The organism is Terrimicrobium sacchariphilum (assembly GCF_001613545.1).
Lineage (GTDB): Bacteria > Verrucomicrobiota > Verrucomicrobiia > Chthoniobacterales > Terrimicrobiaceae > Terrimicrobium > Terrimicrobium sacchariphilum.
This window is the reverse complement of the sequence record NZ_BDCO01000002.1, coordinates 65,789-82,285: the sequence shown is the minus strand read 5'-3', so window position 1 is coordinate 82,285 and position 16,497 is coordinate 65,789. Positions and strand designations below refer to the sequence as shown.

The window sequence follows — 16,497 nt, the reverse complement described above, 5'->3', positions numbered from 1 at the left end:
TTAGGCGAGTTTCAGGACCTTCTCGATCACGCGCTCGGGCGTGGGGAGCTGGAGCGGCTCGACCGCAGGCGAGTAAATCGCCGGGGCGTCGAGCGAACACACGCGGGCCACGGGCGCGTCGAGGTCATCGAACGCCTGCTCCATGATCGTTGCGGAAATCTGGGCCGAAACGCCGCAGAAGGGCTTGTTCTCGTCGACCAGCACGGCGCGATGCGTCTTGCGGACCGTCTTGAGAATCGCCTCTTCGTCGAGCGGACGGATCGAGCGCAAGTCGAGCACGTCGGCTTGGATGTTGTGCTCGGAGGCCAGAATCTCCGCCGCCTTGAGGGCGGTGAGTACGGCGCGGCCATGAGCGATGAGTGAAACATCGGAACCCTCGCGCTTCAGGTCAGCGACGCCGAGTGGGATGATGTACTCCTCCTCAGGCACCTCGCCACGGTTGCCATAGAGAAGGGTGTTCTCCATGAACATCACGGGGTCGTTGTCGCGGATGGCGGCCTTCATCAGGCCCTTCGCATCGTAAGGAGTCGCGGCGGAAACCACCTTCAGGCCCGGAATGGCGCCGAGCCAGTTCTCCGGAGTGTGCGAGTGGGTGGCGCCGACGTTGGTGCCGCCGTTGGCCGGACCGCGAATGACGATCGGGCAGTTGATCAGGCCGCCGCTCATGTAGCGGATCTGGCCGGCGTTGTTGATGATCTGGTCGTAGGCGACCGTGGCGAAGCTCCAGAACATGAGCTCGATCACGGGACGCAGGCCGAGCATGGAAGCTCCCACGCCCATGCCGATGAAGGCGGCCTCGCTGATGGGAGTATCCATCACGCGCTTGTCGCCATATTTTTTCCAGAGTCCACGGGTGACCTTGTAGGCCCCGTCGTACTGGGCGACCTCCTCGCCGATGAGGACGACATTGGGATCTCGCTCGATCTCCTCGGCGAAGGCTTGGTTCAGGGCGTCGCGATATTCAATCAGTGCCATACGTGATGCGCAGTAAGTCGGTTGATCAGTCGGTACCGAGGGGACCTTAGTTGTTGAAGAAGAAACGACCCGTGCGGCCCGCCTCTGTCTGGCGGTCGACCTCGAAGTACACGTCGTCGTAAATGGATTCCACCGTCGGGTACGGGCTCTCCTCGGCGAAGCGGGCGGACTCGTCGGCTTCGGCCTTGACCTCGGCTTCGATCGCCTCGAACTGCTCCTCTGTGATGGCCTTCTCGGCGAGGAGACGGTTTTTGAAGATCACGATCGGGTCGTGCTGCTTCTTGTAACGCTCAATCTCTTCTTCCTTGCGGTAACCGCCCTTGTGCTTGGCGTCGGCGACCGAATGGCCGTAGTAGCGGTAGGTCTGGAATTCGATGACCGTCGGGCGGGACTTCTCGTATGCACGCTCGAGAGCCTGCTGGGTGACCGCACGGACCTCGTAAACGTCTTCGCCGTTGGCCAGCGCCCAGTCGACCTTGAAGGCCTCGGCACGCTGGGCCAGGCACTTGTCGATGACGGAGGAACGCTCGAGGCTCGTGCCCATCGAGTATTTGTTGTTCTCGATGACGTAAATGACCGGGAGGTCAAAGAGGGAGGCCATGTTCAGGCTCTCGTAAACGACGCCCTGGTTGACCGCGCCGTCACCGAGGAAGCAAAGGGCTGCGCCCTTGAGTCCCTTGTACTTGATGCCGTAGGCGAGGCCGAGGCCGAGCGGGGTCTGACCGGCGACGATGCCGTGACCACCCCAGTAGTTCTTGTCGGGGGCGAAATAGTGCATGGAACCACCCTTGCCCTTCGAGCAGCCGGTGGCCTTGCCATAAAGCTCGGCCATGCACTCGTTCATGCCCATGCCGACGGCCAGAGCGTGACCGTGGTCGCGGTAGGCGGTGATGACATGGTCGTTGTCGCCCATGAGGGAGACGGTGCCGACGGCGATGGACTCCTGGCCGATGTAGAGGTGCAGGAAGCCTCCCATCTTGCCAGCGTTGTAAAACTTGAGTGCCACCTGCTCGAAGCGGCGGATGCGCATCATCTCTCGCAACAACTTGACGCGGTCCTCTTTCGAAAGATTTTCGTTGATGGGGGCGTTGGCGTAATCAGTTGAGCGAACTTCAGTTTTTGGCATGCGAAAGCAGGTGTTGGATGTTGTTCGATGGTGCGCGTCGTATCCGTCCAGCCCCCTGGGTGACCGCGACGACGACAAACGAAGATAATTTCACAGACCCCGGTTTTGACAACTGGAAATGCGAGAATGGACCGCTTTTTCGCGACGAAGCTGGTAGGGATTTCAAGGCGTCGGCAAGGACCTAAACAACCAGTTTCTGACCGCCTCTCCGCCCCCTCGTCCCTTCCACCGCTATATATGGTAGGTAAACCGCGATATTTGATGGTACAAACACAACCCGCGATCAGGGTCTACTTGATGAGATCGAGCAATCGGCCTTTCCGATCCCAAATCGCCACTGCTCCAAATTTCGCTCCAGGTGGCTTGGGAACGTATACCAGGAGAATTCCCTCGGAGCGGTCATATACCAGATAATCCCAATCACCCTTCCCGCGTTCTCGGACCCAGTATTGGTCTGGCATTCCGTATCGCGCAATGAACCCCTTGATGGAGAAATCCCCAAAGGCTCGGCCAGCCGGCCACCGGAAGTCTACCGCCACATCTCTGACATCCGGGATCGTGCCGCTGCCATTCGCCCGAGACCATTCCAGAGGAATTGGCTGCACTTTGTACCCTCGAGTTCGGTAGAAATCCGGCTCCGAGCCTTTCACGCCACGGTTCAGAACGAAGACCATCAAAAGCGCACAAAGGATCGAAGTGAGATTCATGGAAAAGCGCAAAAACTGCTAATCCCTATGAAAGGACACCAGCTTGTCCGGATTTCGGAGGGCGTAGATGCGATGGATTGCACCCGGTTCCACCTCCAGTCGTAACGCGGCCACCGGTTGGCCCCCCGCAAAAACCACCGCTCCCGGGCCGCCGTTGAACCAGCGCTCTTCCACCTCAAACTCCAGCCCTTCCGCCCGAGCCCTCGCCCAGACTCCAGCCAGGAACGCGGCAACCTCTGCGGGGCCTTTCAGTATGCCAGGGGCGGTGGTCACCCGACCTCCACCGTCCGAATGAAGTTCCACGGATTCAGCCAGAAGGGCCTCCAGTGCCTCAACAGCCCCGGATCGCGCTGCGGCCAGGAATCCAGCTAGCAATCGCCGATGCTCCTCGGGCCGGGCATGAAACCTGGGTTTTTCCACCCGGAGAGCCGTGCGTGCTCGGGAAGCCAGCTTTCGGCAGGCCTCCTCCGATTTGTCCAGAATCGCAGCCACCTCATCCATCCTGTACCCGAATGTCTCATGCAGGATGAATGCCGCGCGTTCGGCCGGGGAGAGTTTCTCCAGAGCCAGCATCAGGGCGATGGAAACGGAATCCTCGATCTGCAATCGATCGTCAGGTCCGGGCTCCTCCACCAGTGGTTCCGGCAGCCATTCTCCAACGTAGGTCTCGCGCCTCACCCGGGCGGACTTTGAACGATCGATGGCAAGCCGGGTGCAGACCGCGGTCAGCCAACTCCTCGGCTCACGGATCGTATCGGACTCGGCACGATGCCATCGCAGCCACGTCTCCTGAACAATGTCTTGCGCCTCGGCCAGTTCGCCGGTCATCCGATAGGCAAGGCCCTCAAGCATACGGCGATGCTCTTCGAAATCGTGCGCGATGCTCATGACTTGGTTACAAATCGGCAGACTAAGCTTTCTCCGCAAGGTTGAACCATCGGTCAATGCCTGCCAACGCACCTGCCAGCCGCTCGCCCAAGGCGCCGTCCGGATATACCGTGCCCTCCAGGGCAATATGATGAATATTAGCGACGCTCATATGCTTCAGGACGGCTCCAAGCGCGGGAGCTTGGAAATCGGGAACTCCGAAGCGTGCCATGCCTCCTTGGGCGGTGAGCAGCCATGCGGCCTTGGTATTAAGCATTCCATGAAAGCCCTTCTCATCCTGGGTAAAGGTATAGCCATACCGGACGACATGATCGACGTAAGCCTTAAGAGTCGACGGCATGCCAAAGTTATAGATCGGGCTGCATATCAAAACCTCGTCCGCTTTTCTCATCTCGTCGATCAGGCTCTCCGATAAATCTGCGCCCGCCGCGCCCCCGACGGAACCCTCGCCAACAAAAATGCGAATGGTTTCATCCGTGAGATGTGGAGGCGGGTCGAGTGCCAGATCGCGGGTAAGCACGACGCCCTCCGGATAGGTGGAGCGCCAGCTCGTTTCAAAGTGGTCACCTAGCCGGCGGGAGTACGATTCCGACCTCCGGGCACTCGCATCGATTCGCAAAAGAGTTTTCATCAAAGGTGATGACGAGACAGCCCGACGAAATGTGACATCGCGGGAACCAGTTGAAATTTTCCCTGGGATCAGCGTATCGTGCGCGCCTCTTCCCTATGAAGACAATCTCCCTCGGTCGCTTTTCCGGCCTCCTCCTCGGCGCTTTCGCTCTCGCCATCACAGGCTGCGCCACGATGGAAAGCCCTGCTCAGAAAAAGGTCTCTCGCGAGGACAAGGCGCTACAGGCGTCGGCCAAGACCGAGCACGCCATTTTCCGCTCCCTGGGCGCATGGAAGCGGAGCACGTACCGCAACAAGGCTTTGCTGGAGAAGGCCACTCCGGAAAATGTCGCGATCGAAATCTCGATCAAGGAACAGCGAGGCTATCTGCTGGTCCGCGGAGCTCTCGCCATGGACTTCCCGGTGGCCACTGGCAAGAAAACGCATCCGACTCCGACGGGTAGCTTCACCGTCCGGGCCAAGGAGAAGGATTATCATTCCAATCTCTACGGAAAAATCTTCGATTCCGCCGGGCTCGTGCTCGTCGAGGACGCCGACAGCCGCGTCGACAAAGTGCCCGAGGGGGCACAATTCGTCGGAGCCTCCATGCCCTATTGGATGCGTCTCACCGATACCGGCGTGGGCCTTCACGTTGGCTATGTTCCTGGCCATGCCGCCTCGCACGGTTGCGTGCGCCTGAAAGATGATACTGCCAAGCAGCTCTTCGAGCTCGTGAAGATCGGTACGCCTGTGACCATCGCCTACGAGGCGCCCGTCATGGCAGAACCGGTTTCAAAAAAGCGATAATTGCTCGCCGCCCAGGCGGCGGAAATGGTCCACGGACAACTCGATCCGTCGACCTTCCAGCCCCTCGCGTTGCCGTGCTGTTCGAAACAGCTGGCGGATTTGCTCCGCCCAGATCCCCTCGCCTCTCATCCGCGTGGCAAAGTCGCTGCGGTTAAGCTGACCGCCCCGCATGTCGCGAATACGATCGAGGATTTTCTCCTTCGAACCCGGGAGGTGCGTTTCCAGCCAGGCTGCAAAGACATCTTTCACGCCATACGGCAGCCGGATCACCGTGTAACCTGCCGTTCCCGCCCCGGCTTCCCTCGCCGCTTTCAGGATGGCCGGGATTTCATGCTCGTTCAGCCCGGGTATTACGGGCGCTGTCAATACGCCGACTGGTATTCCCGCACCCGCCAGCTGACGGATGGCATCGAGACGGAACGCTGGTGTCGCCGCCCGCGGCTCCAGCGCCGACGCTAGACCGGCATCGAGCGTGGTCACGGAAACAAACACCATCGCCGCCTGATGGGCTGCCAGCTCGCGCAAATGATCAATGTCGCGAGTGACGAGATGATTCTTCGTCACGATCACACAGGGATTGCGAAATTCCGCCAGCACCGCCAGGCATTGGCGCGTGATCTCCAGCTTGCGCTCCACCGGCTGATAACAATCCGTCACACCGCTAATCGCGAGCACCTCCGGCTGCCACTTTGGCGAGGACAGTGCCTTGCGTAGAAGCTTCGCCGCGTCCGGCTTCACCATGATCTTCGTCTCAAAATCCTGGCCGATGGAGAATCCCAGATACTCGTGATACGGCCGGGCATAACAATACGAGCATCCATGCTCGCAGCCCCGGTAGGGATTGATGCTCGACCGGAATCCGATATCTGGACTGTCGTTGGTCGAGATGATCGATTGTGAGTCGTCGCGCAAGTAGACGGTGCGCGGCCGCCCCGCCTCGTGCTCGGCCTCTTCCTCCAACGCAACCTCGAGACGCTCGAAGCGCCCGCGCGGATTGATAGTCGCGCCCCGCCCCGGAACGTGCATGCGCCGCTACTGGTGCTGCTGGGCCTTTTCGAACTTCTCGACCTTCGGCGCTGTGACCGCCCGATTGTAGGGATTGTTCGGGTTGTTCTTAAAGAAGTCCTGATGGTACGTCTCCGCCGGATAGAAAGCCTTCAGCGGAGCGATCTCGGTCACGATGGAGGATTTGAAATCCTTTTGCGCCACGGCTTTCGACTTCTCCGCGATCTGCTTCTCTTCCTCGGTCTGGTACAGAATGATCGAGCGGTATTGCGTTCCCGAGTCCGCTCCCTGTCGATTCAGGGTGGTGGGATCATGCGCCTTCCAGAAAAGGTCGATGATCTTCTCATAGGAGATCTTCTCGGGATCGTAAGAAATCTGGACCACCTCGGCATGTCCGGTCCGACCGGTACAAACCTCTTCGTAGCTCGGGTTCTCCGTAGTGCCACCAGCATAGCCGCTCACGACCTTATCGATTCCCGGCACCGTCTGGTACATCGCCTCGACACACCAGAAACACCCTCCTCCGAGCACCGCTGTTTTTTCCGCATAGGCCATGGAGCAAGATAGCAGAAGAGCGAGAATGAGATACCGCATTTTTCCCGGAAGCTCGGCCAGCCCGGGAAAGAACGCAACTCGCCTGATTACCAATTCTCGATCAGCATGGTGAGATCACTCACCACCGACTCGAGTTTCTTGAGATCCTTGCGCCGACCCTTGTCGGCTTTGAGCTGCACATGGCGCAAAAGGGTGAGCATGTCGCGAAGGTCGCGGAGCTTGGCATGAGAGAGCTTTTGCTGCCGGAGCTGCTTCTCCAGGATTTCTCGGACGACGTTGATTTCGGCCTCCAAACGCTTTTCGTAGTGAACCAGCGTCTCATGGACATGTCCCTTCAATCGCTCCAGTTCGTTTAAAACGGATGGAATTGGCGAATCCTCTGCTCCATGCTCGGCCATGGTTTCAACCCTCTATCAGGAAACGTGTTGCGACTCAAGGACGGCTAAAAGTACATGATAATGTACAATTGTTAAATCATTGATTAATAATGTATTAAATTACTCTACCGAGGAGAGACTGTGGAACACTCCGGCATCCGGTACAGCTGATTTCAAAAGTAATTCACTTCTTGAATAGAGAAGAAATTAAACGTTAACCCTTTCTTCTTCTTCTTAAGCGTGTGAATAACCGCCACCCCCATTGTTCCAGCAGCTTGGAATCAGCGTTCCACGGTCGGAAAGGTTGGGAACAACATCTGAGGGCAACACACGTTATTGGTATTTCGGGGTACCTCTGGAAATAATACTCAGGTATTCTTCACAGTTCTTCACAATCCATCCACGAAATCTTCCCATGAAGCTGACGCAAAATGTTCCACGTAGAACTTTCCTCTTTTACACGGGAGGAGCGATAGCGGCTGTGCTCGCAGGATGCGGAAAGAGCGGGGAGTCAGGCCAGAAACCCCTGATCGTCGGGATGGATCTCTCCTACCCGCCATTTGAAATGGTGGATCCCTCAGGCAATCCCGCCGGGGTGAGCGTGGATCTGGCCAAGGCTCTGGCTGAGAGTCTGGGTCGGGAGTTGAAGATCGAGAACATTCCTTTTGTCGGACTTATACCGACTCTTCAGAATGGCCGCCTGGACTGCGTGATTAGCTCTCTCTCGGATACTCCGGCTCGCAGGGAAGCGATATCGTTCTCGGCACCGTATGTGACGGTGGGTCTCGCTCTTTTGGTCGGAAAGAACTCCCCTGTTCAAAGTATCGCTGACCTCGACCAGCCGGGCCGCACCATCGTGGTGAGGCAGGGGACGACCGGGGAGATCTGGGCCAGAAAGAATCTGAAACAGGCGAAGATTCTGGCCGTGGACAAGGAAAACTCTGCTGTACTGGAGGTTTCTCAGGGAAGGGCGGACGCCTTCATCTATGACCAGATGAGCGTCTGGAAGAACAGCCAGGAGAATCCCACGACCACCAGGGCCTTACTCCAACCCGTGGAAGAGCAGCATTGGGCTATTGGACTTCGCAAAGGTAACGAGGAGCTGAAAAGTCAGATCGACGCCTTCCTGACCACCTTCCGGCAGAAGGGTGGCTTTCAGGCATTGGGCGACAAGTATCTTCCTGCGCAGAAGAAGGCATTTGCTGAACAGGGTGTGCCTTTCGTGTTTTAGGGAAGCTTTTCGGGGGTAGGAGACTTTACCTTTGGTACCGGGGCGAGCCTTTTCCAAGGTGGGGAGGTTGCGGATAGCGGGAATCGAACCCGCGTGTGGTAGGGAATTGCCACCGAATGGCACAGCCCTGGCAAGTGGAGAGTAAACGGGGCAGTCTACGCCCGTATTTACGTCAGAGGACGAAGGATTGACACTCTCCCCGCTCCCGGCGTTAGCTGCGAGGCTTGCAACGGCTGATCAGAGCATTTCACGACCGACCCGACGCACCGGCACCCTTTTGGGCCCGGGTAATGAGCGTCCTAGTCATTCTTTTGGTGCTTTCCGTCTTCTGCTGGAGCGTCCTGGCCGGAACACAGCGGAACTGGGCGGCTTTCTGGGAATACCGAAATCTATTCCTGAAAGGATGGCTTTCCACCGTCCAAATCGCGGGAATGTCGCTCATTGTCAGCAGTATCTTTGGAATTCTGGCGGCTTTGGCCCTGCGTTCAGTCATTTTGCCCCTCCGGCACCTCGCATTGTTCTACGTGGAACTTATTCGGGGCCTCCCATTCCTTGTTTTGATCCTCTTGCTCTTCTATGGGCCCGCCGAGGTGACCCGAAACGTGGAAAGATTTACCTTCGGCGTCTTCATTCTTTCGTTTTTCTCGGGAGCCTACATCGCCGAGATGGTGCGGGCGGGGATTGAGAGCATTTCATCCTCCCAATGGGAGTCCGCCCGGGCCATCGGTCTCTCGAAGTGGCAAACGTACCGCTTCGTCGTCTTTCCGCAGGCCATCCGGCAGATCCTCCCTCCCCTGGCAGGTCAATTCGCCTCCCTGATCAAGGATTCCTCCCTTTTGTCGGTCATCGGGGTGGCGGAGTTCACCCAATCCGCCCAGCAGGCGTTTTCTGCAACCTACAGCGGGTTGGAGAGCTTCCTTCCCCTTGGCGTGGGGTATCTCATCCTGACCCTCCCGGTTCTCTTTCTCTCCCGCTATCTCCAGAACCTTCTCCACTATGAGCACTGACGGTCTCCATATCCGGTGTCACGGGGTGTCCAAGGACTTCGGTGGGCAGCTGGTCCTGAAAGATGTCACCTTTGAGATCCGGGTACCGCACGTCCTCGCGCTCATTGGCCCCTCCGGCGGAGGCAAATCCACCCTGCTTCGTGTCCTGGGAGGATTGATCGCTCCCAGTGCAGGAACAGTGGAGGTTAACAGCCAGGTTCTCGCCAAGGTGGAATCTGGTCTGGCCTCGTACCGCAAACGGATCGGCACCGTCTTTCAGGCCTACAATCTCTTCCCTCACCTCACCGCCCTGGAGAATGTCATGCTTCCGCTCAAGGAGGTTCATCACTTCCCCGACGCCGAGGCCCGCGCCAAGACGGCGCTCTCCCGCTTCCGGCTGGCCGACCATATGGCGAAGCGCCCTGCGGAACTGAGTGGGGGCCAAAGGCAGCGGGTGGCCATCGCACGAGCCCTGGCCATCGAACCCGCCTTCCTCCTCATGGACGAGCCGACCTCCGCTCTCGACCCCGAGATGACAGCCGAGATTTTGGAAGTAATCTCTGGTCTACGAAACGAAGGACGCCCTCTCGTTTTGGTCACCCATGCCATGGGATTTGCCCGCAGCATTGCGGATCATGTCCTTTTCATCGGTGACGGTCGCATCATAGAGTCAGCTCCGGCCGGAGAGTTCTTCTCCGCACCCCAAGCTCCCGAGGCCGCACAATTCCTGGAGAAGATCCTGCGGTACTGAAAGCCACGATAGCTACACGCTCCTAGGGCTTGCTCAGGGGAACGAGTTCCTCGATCAGGAAATAACACTGGAAAATCTCGCGACACCACGGGCCTTCCTCTACCGAAGCCTTTCGATATTTCCCGGGCCGAATATCAACGCGATTCGCCGATGATCATCAAACTTGGAAAGTCCAATGATCCATCCCCACTTTCCATCCACGACGAAGGCCGGATTGGGTCGGCTCTCGTCCGGGGGCCTTCAGCCTGAGATCGTTCTGCCCGAGCCAAGAGGCCCTGAATCAAAGGTCTCGTCTTTTCGGAAGGTATAGAAGGACGATCCGTCAGAGATTGGGACCCTCCCTTTTTCTGAATCGCCTGGATCGGAGGATCACCGCTTCCTCCGCCAGGGAAACCAGCAGAAAGCTGGCAAGCAGGATTGCCGCAAAAACCATCCACCTCATATCGGGGTAACGGATAATTCGCGCAAATCTCCAAAAACATTCGCGCTTTTTGACCGCAGCAGCACCTCCCTAGTCGGAATCTCCGCGCCGTACCGGTCGGGAGCATCAAAATCCCCGCGGTAAGTTCGGTATTCTTTTACGCCTTCGGCGAAATCCATCGAAGGGCAGTGGCCTGAAAGGAGATCACTCGGCATATGCCGAAGAGATCATATCTTATTTATAGCAAGGATGTTATATTAGACGTGAGCGGGTTCCGCAGGCGCGGGGGCATCGACCCACCGGCCATGCTCGCGGATCAGATCTTTCAGGCGATCAACGGCTTCGGCTTCGGGGATGTTGAACTTCACCGCCGTCTTGCCGACGTAGAGATTGATCTTGCCCGGGGCTCCGCCCACGTATCCAAAGTCGGCATCTGCCATCTCGCCCGGTCCGTTGACGATGCAGCCCATGATGGCGATCTTCACGCCCTTCAGGTGGCTGGTGGCCTCCTTGATGCGGGCAGTGGTCGACTGCAGATTGAAAAGCGTGCGACCGCAGCTCGGGCAGGCCACGTAATCCGTCTTGAAGATGCGGGTTCCTGCCGCCTGGAGGATATTGTAGGCGAGTCGTAGAGACTGGCCTGGAGCGGGCTCTCCCTGCACCAGCACAGCGTCGCCGATGCCATCGCAGAGCAAAGCGCCGATATTGGCTGCGGCTCCGAGGAGGTTTGGGAGAAAATCACCAGCTTCCGTAGCAGGAGCGAGCGTTTCCTTGAGCAGGATGGGATGGCGACCCGGCACCCGGGCGGCAAGCAGCCTGTAGGCTGGCACCACGGGCAGATCGAGTCCGTCACGCACCGTGATCAAAGCAGGAGAGGCCAATACGGAAAGTCCCTGTATTTCCTCATCCGAGCGGGGATCGACAGCGATGGCGCCGGAGGATTCGACGACGAACTCTGGCTGGTAATCGCCCATGCGGTCGATCTTGTGGGCCACCTGATCGTAGGTCTGCTGCCTCACCGCCACGCGCACCAGCTCTTCGCCTCCGAGCCTGGCGTCTCCGATCTGGAGCGTTTCGGTAGGGCGGCGGGCGTAGGAAAAGGGATCGTAGGACGGCTCGGCATCCGCCACAGGAGCGCCGACAGGCCGGATGAGCTCAACGAGGGCGCGGGCCACCGGAATCTCGTGAATGCTGTCCTCCGTGAGCGAGACCCGCACAGTGTCGCCGATGCCGTCGCCGAGCAGGCTGCCGATGCCGATGGCGCTCTTGATGCGGCCATCCTCTCCGTCTCCGGCCTCGGTCACGCCGAGGTGTACCGGATAATTCCAGTCGTCGCCGAGTTCATTCAATCGGGCGACGAGCAGGCGGTAGGCGGCGATCATCACCTTGGGATTGCTCGCCTTCATCGAGAAGACGAACTGGTGGTAATCCAGCTCGCGGGCGATGCGGGCAAACTCCAGAGCGCTCTCCACCATGCCGAGCGGCGTGTCGCCGTAGCGGTTCATGATACGGTCGCTCAGGCTGCCGTGATTGGTGCCGATGCGCATGGCGCGGCCATGCTCCTTGCAAAACTGGACGAGCGGCGTGAAGCGCTCGCGGATACGGCCTAGCTCCTGAAGGTATTGCTCGTCCGTGTACTCGATGATCTTGAACTTCTTCGAGTCGGCGTAGTTGCCGGGATTGATGCGGACTTTCTCGACCCACTTCGCGGCTTCCATCGCCGCCTCGGGTTTAAAATGAATGTCCGCAACGAGCGGGACATGGCATCCCCTCGCCCGCAGGCCCTTCGAGACGTTTTCGAGATTGGCAGCATCCTTGACCGTGGGGGCCGTGATGCGGACGATCTCGCATCCCACCTCGACCAGCTCGAGCGTCTGCCGGATACAGGCCTCGGTGTCCATCGTATCGCAGGTGAGCATGGACTGGAGGCGGACCGGATTCGATCCGCCCAGGTGCACACCACCCACATCAACCACGCGCGTCAGTCGGCGCGGTGATCCGTAGACACTCGAACAGTACTTCATTTCTCCGTCTTCTCTGCCGCAGTGGGCTTCTGACCGGAAGAGAAAAAGTCGCTCACGTCAAAGAAGGTCACGTACAGCATGAAGCCGATGAGGAGCACGGCGCAGGCGGTCTGCACCGTCTCGAGCACCTTCACATTGATCGGCTTGCGGCGGATCGCCTCGATGATCGCCAGCGTGATGTGGCCGCCATCCAGCACCGGGAAGGGCAGGAGGTTGATCAGGCCAAGGTTCACGTTGATGAGCACGCTCAGGGCGATGGCGAGTTGCCAGCCGTAGTCGGTCTCGAAGACCTGGTAGTACAGGCGCATGATGCCGACCGGGCCGCTGAAATGGGCCGCCTTCACGTCCGATCCGGGCGAAAAGAGCGCACCGACCATACGGAAGATGCTCGTCGCCGCGTCAGAGACCTGCTGCCAGGGTGTCGGGTGGGTGTAGAAAACACGACCCCAGCCGATGCCGAAATTGGGCACGGCATCTGGCGTCTTGGAATCGGCAGTCGGCAAATCGAGGGTGAGCGCGACGTCTTTGCCATCACGCTGGACGACGAAATTCACCGGCTTGCCGAGGTTGGCTTTCAGGATCGGCTCGAGTTCCGCCAGATTGGTAATGGTGGTGCCGTTGGCTGAGGTGATGAGATCGTTCATCTTGAACCCGGCCTTGTCCGCGGCGGAACCGCGCACGACGAGGCCGACACCCGCCGGGACTTCTGGCCCGATCTGCACCTGACGAAGTGACGGACGCTGCCATCCTGCCCGCTCCTGTTTCAAAAAACCGGAATCGATCGTGAGGTCCTTGCCATCGCGCTCGACGACGAATGGGATGGTCTTTCCCTCGCTGCGCACGATGCGCCATTGAACGCTGTCCGTGCCGCCGAGGAAGCGGGAAACGCGATGCCCATCGACGCTGAGAATCTTGTCACCGACCTCCAGGCCAGCCTTCGCTGCCGGGCCGCCCTCGGCCACGTAGCCGATGGTGGTGGAGTTGGATTCGCTCTCCGGTTTGCCGACCACCCACACGATGGCAGCCATAAGAAAGGCGAGCCCGATGCTGAAGGCCGGACCCGCAGCAGCCACGATGATCTTGTCGAGAGGTTTGACTGGCGGCAGGTTGGCTCGCTTGTTTTCCGTCTCTCCCTCCAGCGCCTCCATTGGGGCGAGTTGGGGAATTGCGACAAATCCACCCGCCGGGATCGAACCCAGGCGGTACTCCACGCCGTTGATGGTCTTTTTCCAAATCGGCTTGCCGAACCAGACGGCGAACTTTTCGACAACCAATCCGCGCCAGCGGGCGGCGAGGAAGTGACCCAGCTCGTGAACCAGAATCAGGAGGTTGAACAACAGGACAACCTCAATGCAGATGAAAAGGAACTTGAGAATTTGCAAAACCATGGCGGGTGGAGCCATAGCTTCGCCGGGATTTTGCAAATTGCAATCACCTCCCTAGGGGTGGAATCGCTCCCCCACCCCGGCTCCAGCAGCCGGGCTAGGTTGAGAAAAGGAGCGTGAAACAGTGCGAACTACTTCTTGAGCAGATCGCGAATCTCCTCGAGGAGCGTCTCGGTCTTCGTCGGACCGGCTGCTTTCTGCTCCTGCTTGTACACTGTATTGAGCACCTTCACGATGGCGAAGACGCAGGCGGCCACGATGACAAACTGGATGCAGGCGTTGATAAAGGAGCCGTAAGCGATTACAGGGGCGCCTTCGTTCTGGGCTTCCAGCAGAGTCGCGTAAGTTTTGCCGTTCAGCGAAATCAGGAGATCCGTGAATTGCACGCCCTTCAGCAACAGACCGATGGGCGGCATGATGATGTCCGCCACGAGAGAGCTGACGATTTTGCCAAAGGCGGCGCCGATGATCACACCGACCGCGAGGTCGACGACATTGCCACGGGCGATGAACTTCCGAAATTCCTGAAAGATGGCCATAGTCCGGCCAGTTTACCGACCGGGAAGGCTTTCGCCAAGCCTCACGACCGGGCCGGTATCTACCCGATCGCCGCAGCGGCGGCCGCGCGGGCGAGCCGGTCGGCTTCCAGCAGTTCGTCCAGCGACGGATGGGCGACGAAGGGCACTTCGTTCATCGCCTGCTCGACCGTTTGCCAGATGGCCGGGAAGGCGAGGCGGCGATTCAAAAAGGCATCGACCGCGACTTCGTTGGCGGCATTGAGCACGGCGGGCAGCGTTCCGCCCTCGGACCCTGCCCGATGCGCGAGGTCGAGCGCGGGGAACACCTCGCGGCGCGGCGCCTCAAAATCGAGCTTCGCGAGCTGCGCAAAATCCAGCGGGCGCAGCGAATTCGCCACCCTCTCGGGCCATGTCACGGCATACTGGATCGGGAAGCACATGTCGGAGTGGCTGAGCTGGGCCAGCACCGAACTGTCATTAAACTCCACCATCGAGTGGACGATGCTTTGCGGATGGACGATTACGTCGACCTTGTCCATCGGCACGCCGAAGAGCCAGCGGGCCTCGATCATCTCGAGGCCTTTATTGAAGAGCGTGGCTGAGTCGATGCTGATCTTGCGGCCCATCGACCAGGTCGGGTGCTTGAGCGCACGCTCGGGCGTGACGGAGTCGAGCTCGCTCGCGGGGGTCTGGCGGAAAGGTCCGCCGGAACACGTCAGGATCAGGCGTCGCACGGAATCCGCAGCGCGGCCGTCGAGACATTGAAAGATGGCGTTGTGTTCGCTGTCTACCGGGAGGACGTTCACGCCCTTGCGAGCGGCGGCCGTCATGACTGCCTCGCCGGCGAGGACGAGGATTTCCTTGCTCGCCACGGCGATGTCCTTACCAGCCTCGATCGCCGCCAGCGCCGGGCGCAGTCCGCCAGTTCCCACGATGGCGATGAGCACGATGTCCGCCTCGGGCATTTGCGCCAGCTCGATCAGGCGTTCTTCGCCGTCCGGGCCGGAGGAAAGCACGGCTTTAGCCTTTGGAAATTCGGCTTGAGCCTCCCGCAGTCCCTCCGCGTTGGAATGCGCCGAAAGGCCGACGATCTCCATGCGATCCGGGATGTCCCGCGCCACCTTGCGGGCACTTTGGCCGATGGAGCCCGTGGCTCCGAGAACGACAACGCGCTTTCTCTTCATGAATTGGCCCCGACCACAAGACGAAGATAGAAATACAGGATCGGTCCGGTAAAGAGCAGGCTGTCGATCAGGTCGAGCGTACCGCCGATGCCGGGCAGGATCTGGCTGGAGTCCTTGGCATGGGCGCTGCGTTTGATGATGGATTCCGCGAGGTCGCCCACCACCGCTGCGCCGCCCAGGGCAATGCTCAGGACGATGACATCTCCGAGGCGCAACGCACCAAAGTGCGGGGCCATCGCGACGTAGAGCCACAGGCCGCCGAGCAGTGAGGAAAAGAGAGCGCCAAAGAATCCCTCCCAGGTTTTCTTCGGGCTGATGTGCGGGGCAAACGGATGACGGCCAAACAGGCTGCCGAAGACATACGCGCCCATGTCACTGAACTTTGTTACGACCACGAGGAAGATGACGTAATACTGCCCCGTCGTTTCGCCCGTCTCGGTGCGGGGCATGAGGTAGATGATCTTTGTAACGAAGTTAAAGAGCCACGGGATGTAAAGCAGGCCGAAGACCGTGTAGGCGATCGCCTCCAGCGGTTCGCGGGTCGCCGCGGCGCGGAACATCTGCCGGGCAAAGATGACGAACAGGAAGAAGACCAGTACGCCCAGTTCCAGGTCGAGCGAGTAGTCCGAACCTCCCGAACGAAAGAGGAAGAAGCTCGAGAGCATGTACACCGCCGCGCACAGCATGGCGGTGAGGGTAAAAACCGGCGCGCCCTGCGCCTTTACCATGTGGTAGTACTCGTAGAGCGCCAGCATCGCCATGAAGAAGATGATGGCGAAGTACCCGATATCGCTCCCGATAAACACCGAGGCGACGATGATCGCCCAGAGGCCGAGGGTACTGCCAAGCCGGCGAAAGAACGTCATCAAGGTGGAAGTCATCGAGAGATCGGAACGCGTTGATATGCGGGGTCGCGCCGAGAAAAGCAGATCAAAGCGATTGACACAA

At 59.2% G+C, this 16,497-nt stretch carries 17 protein-coding genes; 4 read left to right on the top strand and 13 right to left on the bottom strand.

The genetic code is table 11. The features are described from left to right. The 5 genes from TSACC_RS01145 to TSACC_RS01125 form a co-directional block, all read right to left on the bottom strand. Complete coding sequence (locus tag TSACC_RS01145) at positions 1–975, bottom strand: alpha-ketoacid dehydrogenase subunit beta (protein ID WP_075077568.1); 975 nt, start codon at positions 973–975, stop codon at positions 1–3. Positions 976–1,021: 46 nt separating this feature from the next. After that, positions 1,022–2,101 (bottom strand): pyruvate dehydrogenase (acetyl-transferring) E1 component subunit alpha, encoded by a 1,080-nt coding sequence (gene pdhA / locus TSACC_RS01140; RefSeq protein WP_075077567.1) that lies wholly within the window; start codon positions 2,099–2,101, stop codon positions 1,022–1,024. Positions 2,102–2,391: 290 nt separating this feature from the next. Next, a complete protein-coding gene (locus tag TSACC_RS01135; RefSeq protein WP_075077566.1) occupies positions 2,392–2,808 on the bottom strand; it encodes a hypothetical protein in 417 nt (138 codons plus the stop codon). An 18-nt stretch (positions 2,809–2,826) separates the two neighbouring features. After that, positions 2,827–3,696, bottom strand: coding sequence for an RNA polymerase sigma factor SigJ (gene sigJ / locus TSACC_RS01130; RefSeq protein ID WP_075077565.1), 870 nt, complete (start codon positions 3,694–3,696; stop codon positions 2,827–2,829). A 22-nt stretch (positions 3,697–3,718) separates the two neighbouring features. Continuing rightward, entirely contained in the window at positions 3,719–4,327 is a 609-nt protein-coding gene (locus tag TSACC_RS01125; RefSeq protein WP_153811189.1) for an FMN-dependent NADH-azoreductase, read from the bottom strand. Between the two features lie 95 nt (positions 4,328–4,422). Between TSACC_RS01125 and TSACC_RS21150 the strand changes: the two genes are divergently transcribed. Then, entirely contained in the window at positions 4,423–5,112 is a 690-nt protein-coding gene (locus TSACC_RS21150; protein ID WP_084400099.1) for a L,D-transpeptidase, read from the top strand. On the opposite strand, the gene TSACC_RS01115 is transcribed toward TSACC_RS21150, so the two are convergent. The 3 genes from TSACC_RS01115 to TSACC_RS01105 are packed head-to-tail and all read right to left on the bottom strand — an operon-like array spanning position 5,098 to position 7,070. Continuing rightward, positions 5,098–6,138: a PA0069 family radical SAM protein gene (locus tag TSACC_RS01115; protein ID WP_075077563.1), complete on the bottom strand. Its 1,041-nt coding sequence runs from the start codon at positions 6,136–6,138 to the stop codon at positions 5,098–5,100. The genes TSACC_RS21150 and TSACC_RS01115 overlap by 15 nt on opposite strands. 6 nt (positions 6,139–6,144) lie before the next feature. Next, a complete protein-coding gene (msrA, locus tag TSACC_RS01110) occupies positions 6,145–6,711 on the bottom strand; it encodes a peptide-methionine (S)-S-oxide reductase MsrA (RefSeq protein ID WP_202815884.1) in 567 nt (188 codons plus the stop codon). Between the two features lie 47 nt (positions 6,712–6,758). After that, complete coding sequence (locus TSACC_RS01105) at positions 6,759–7,070, bottom strand: hypothetical protein (protein WP_075077562.1); 312 nt, start codon at positions 7,068–7,070, stop codon at positions 6,759–6,761. A gap of 394 nt (positions 7,071–7,464) precedes the next feature. Between TSACC_RS01105 and TSACC_RS01100 the strand changes: the two genes are divergently transcribed. From TSACC_RS01100 to TSACC_RS01090, 3 genes are all read left to right on the top strand, one after another. After that, entirely contained in the window at positions 7,465–8,280 is an 816-nt protein-coding gene (locus TSACC_RS01100; RefSeq protein ID WP_084400098.1) for a transporter substrate-binding domain-containing protein, read from the top strand. Positions 8,281–8,570: 290 nt separating this feature from the next. Continuing rightward, complete coding sequence (locus TSACC_RS01095; protein ID WP_075077561.1) at positions 8,571–9,287, top strand: amino acid ABC transporter permease; 717 nt, start codon at positions 8,571–8,573, stop codon at positions 9,285–9,287. Further along, complete coding sequence (locus tag TSACC_RS01090; RefSeq protein WP_075077560.1) at positions 9,277–10,017, top strand: amino acid ABC transporter ATP-binding protein; 741 nt, start codon at positions 9,277–9,279, stop codon at positions 10,015–10,017. Before TSACC_RS01095 ends, TSACC_RS01090 begins: the two co-directional genes overlap by 11 nt. Before the next feature lie 678 nt (positions 10,018–10,695). Here TSACC_RS01090 and ispG read toward each other — a convergent pair. The 5 genes from ispG to TSACC_RS01065 all read right to left on the bottom strand — a co-directional run bounded on the left by ispG (position 10,696) and on the right by TSACC_RS01065 (position 16,430). Continuing rightward, positions 10,696–12,462 carry a (E)-4-hydroxy-3-methylbut-2-enyl-diphosphate synthase gene (gene ispG, locus TSACC_RS01085; protein WP_075077559.1) on the bottom strand — a complete coding sequence of 589 codons (1,767 nt, stop codon included), beginning with the start codon at positions 12,460–12,462 and terminating at the stop codon, positions 10,696–10,698. Further along, a complete protein-coding gene (gene rseP / locus TSACC_RS01080; protein ID WP_101927809.1) occupies positions 12,459–13,865 on the bottom strand; it encodes an RIP metalloprotease RseP in 1,407 nt (468 codons plus the stop codon). The genes ispG and rseP overlap by 4 nt, the downstream gene beginning before the upstream one ends. Before the next feature lie 113 nt (positions 13,866–13,978). Next, complete coding sequence (gene mscL, locus TSACC_RS01075) at positions 13,979–14,386, bottom strand: large-conductance mechanosensitive channel protein MscL (RefSeq protein WP_075077558.1); 408 nt, start codon at positions 14,384–14,386, stop codon at positions 13,979–13,981. Between the two features lie 59 nt (positions 14,387–14,445). Further along, positions 14,446–15,549, bottom strand: coding sequence for a 1-deoxy-D-xylulose-5-phosphate reductoisomerase (gene dxr, locus TSACC_RS01070; protein WP_075077557.1), 1,104 nt, complete (start codon positions 15,547–15,549; stop codon positions 14,446–14,448). Beyond that, entirely contained in the window at positions 15,546–16,430 is an 885-nt protein-coding gene (locus TSACC_RS01065) for a phosphatidate cytidylyltransferase (protein WP_075077556.1), read from the bottom strand. Before TSACC_RS01065 ends, dxr begins: the two co-directional genes overlap by 4 nt. Positions 16,431–16,497 lie beyond the last annotated feature (67 nt).

What these genes read in the sequence shown, in the direction of transcription:
- ispG (WP_075077559.1), bottom strand. Translation starts at nt 12,462, where the DNA reads ATGAAGTACTGTTCGAGTGTCTACGGATCACCGCGCCGACTGACGCGC.
- TSACC_RS01090 (WP_075077560.1), top strand. Translation starts at nt 9,277, where the DNA reads ATGAGCACTGACGGTCTCCATATCCGGTGTCACGGGGTGTCCAAGGAC.
- TSACC_RS21150 (WP_084400099.1), top strand. Translation starts at nt 4,423, where the DNA reads ATGAAGACAATCTCCCTCGGTCGCTTTTCCGGCCTCCTCCTCGGCGCT.
- pdhA (WP_075077567.1), bottom strand. Translation starts at nt 2,101, where the DNA reads ATGCCAAAAACTGAAGTTCGCTCAACTGATTACGCCAACGCCCCCATC.
- TSACC_RS01125 (WP_153811189.1), bottom strand. Translation starts at nt 4,327, where the DNA reads ATGAAAACTCTTTTGCGAATCGATGCGAGTGCCCGGAGGTCGGAATCG.
- mscL (WP_075077558.1), bottom strand. Translation starts at nt 14,386, where the DNA reads ATGGCCATCTTTCAGGAATTTCGGAAGTTCATCGCCCGTGGCAATGTC.
- dxr (WP_075077557.1), bottom strand. Translation starts at nt 15,549, where the DNA reads ATGAAGAGAAAGCGCGTTGTCGTTCTCGGAGCCACGGGCTCCATCGGC.
- TSACC_RS01115 (WP_075077563.1), bottom strand. Translation starts at nt 6,138, where the DNA reads ATGCACGTTCCGGGGCGGGGCGCGACTATCAATCCGCGCGGGCGCTTC.
- TSACC_RS01100 (WP_084400098.1), top strand. Translation starts at nt 7,465, where the DNA reads ATGAAGCTGACGCAAAATGTTCCACGTAGAACTTTCCTCTTTTACACG.
- msrA (WP_202815884.1), bottom strand. Translation starts at nt 6,711, where the DNA reads ATGCGGTATCTCATTCTCGCTCTTCTGCTATCTTGCTCCATGGCCTAT.
- rseP (WP_101927809.1), bottom strand. Translation starts at nt 13,865, where the DNA reads ATGGCTCCACCCGCCATGGTTTTGCAAATTCTCAAGTTCCTTTTCATC.
- sigJ (WP_075077565.1), bottom strand. Translation starts at nt 3,696, where the DNA reads ATGAGCATCGCGCACGATTTCGAAGAGCATCGCCGTATGCTTGAGGGC.
- TSACC_RS01065 (WP_075077556.1), bottom strand. Translation starts at nt 16,430, where the DNA reads ATGACTTCCACCTTGATGACGTTCTTTCGCCGGCTTGGCAGTACCCTC.
- TSACC_RS01105 (WP_075077562.1), bottom strand. Translation starts at nt 7,070, where the DNA reads ATGGCCGAGCATGGAGCAGAGGATTCGCCAATTCCATCCGTTTTAAAC.
- TSACC_RS01095 (WP_075077561.1), top strand. Translation starts at nt 8,571, where the DNA reads ATGAGCGTCCTAGTCATTCTTTTGGTGCTTTCCGTCTTCTGCTGGAGC.
- TSACC_RS01135 (WP_075077566.1), bottom strand. Translation starts at nt 2,808, where the DNA reads ATGAATCTCACTTCGATCCTTTGTGCGCTTTTGATGGTCTTCGTTCTG.
- TSACC_RS01145 (WP_075077568.1), bottom strand. Translation starts at nt 975, where the DNA reads ATGGCACTGATTGAATATCGCGACGCCCTGAACCAAGCCTTCGCCGAG.